Source organism: Sphingobium sp. CCH11-B1 (assembly GCF_001556865.1).
In the GTDB taxonomy this organism is placed as follows: Bacteria; Pseudomonadota; Alphaproteobacteria; order Sphingomonadales; family Sphingomonadaceae; genus Sphingobium.
The window spans coordinates 1-1,469 of the sequence record NZ_LSJY01000199.1; the positions used below are offsets into that span (position 1 = coordinate 1).

General features: G+C 70.0%; 2 protein-coding genes. Both read left to right on the top strand.

The genetic code is table 11. The features are described 5' to 3' along the window. A partial coding sequence (locus AX724_RS19525) for an NUDIX domain-containing protein (protein ID WP_197421641.1) occupies nt 1-671 on the top strand: 671 nt, incomplete at its 5' end. After that, on the top strand, nt 658-1,469 hold an 812-nt coding region (gene nudC, locus AX724_RS19530; RefSeq protein WP_066769915.1), incomplete at its 3' end, for an NAD(+) diphosphatase. The genes AX724_RS19525 and nudC, both read left to right, overlap by 14 nt.

Genomic DNA, 1,469 nt, shown 5'->3' on the forward strand with positions numbered 1-1,469 from the left:
CCGCCGCCGCCGTGGCCGCGATCGCCTTCGGCCAGCGGGCGGTGGTGGTTGACGCCAATGTCGAGCGCGTGGTCGCCCGCCTGTTCGCGATCGGAACGCCCCTCCCCGCCGCCCGCCCCGCGATCCGCGCGGCCGCCGACCGGATCACGCCGGACGCGCGCGCCGGGGATTTCGCCCAGGCGATGATGGATCTGGGGGCGACGATCTGCACCCCGCGCAATCCCGCCTGCGGCCTGTGTCCGCTACGGGAGGATTGCGCCGCCTTCGCGACCGCCGATCCCGCCGCTTTCCCTGTAAAGCCCGCGAAGAAGCCCAAGCCGCACCGGACGGGTCATGGCTGGTGGATGGAACGGGACGGCCATGTCTGGCTGGTGCGGCGGCCGGAACGGGGACTGTTGGGCGGGATGCGCGCTCTGCCCAGCGGCACCTGGGGCGACGCCCCCGACCCGACGCCGCCCGTCGATGCGGAATGGCGGACCCTGGCCGAGCCGATCGGCCATGTCTTCACGCATTTCTCGCTGGCGCTGCGGGTCCATCATGCCCATGTGGATGCCCAGCCTGACGGTGAGGGCGAATGGTGGCCGATTAGCGGGCTGGACGAAGCGGGATTGCCGACCCTGTTCGCCCGGGCGGCCGCGGCAGTGCGAAAGGAACGGGATGCACGGAACTGAGATCGCAAAGCCGCTTCCGGGCTTTGTCGGCGGGACTCTGGACCGGGTGGACCCGATCCGCAACGATCCCGAACGGCTGGCCATAACATTTGCCGATCCGGCCGCCCGGCGGCTGGTGCTGGAGGGGCTGGACCCGGTCGAGGCGGACGGGCATCTCGTCCTGGAGCCGATCGAGCCGGGCGCCGAGGTGGGAGACCATGTGCTGCTGGGCATCGATCGCGGGGATCGGCCGATCTTCGTGCGGCTTGTAAAAGATCTTGGCTCCACTGTGAGTCCCACGCCGCGCAGCCGCGCCATCGCCGGACTGGTGCCAACGGATGAGGTCGCCCTGTACGGCACGGCGCGCAGCCTGGTGCATTGGCATGCGCGGCATGGTTTCTGCTCGGTTTGCGGCGGCGCGACGAGCCCGGTCAAGGCTGGCTGGGCGCGGCGCTGCGGCGTGTGCGCGGCCGAACATTTCCCGCGCACCGATCCGGTGGTCATCATGCTGGCCGAACATCGGGGACGCGTGTTGCTGGGCCGGCAGCATAGCTGGCCGCAGGGCCGCTATTCGGCGCTGGCCGGCTTCGTCGAACCGGGCGAGACGATCGAGGAGGCGGTAGCGCGCGAAATATATGAGGAGGCGGGCGTTCGCGTGCGCGACGTGCGCTATGTGGTGAGCCAGCCATGGCCCTTCCCTTCATCGCTGATGATCGCCTGCATCGCGCAGGCGGACGACGATGCGCTGGCCATCGACGCGAACGAGATCGAACATGCCTTCTGGTGCGACGTGGACGGCGTGCGCGCGGCGATGAGCGC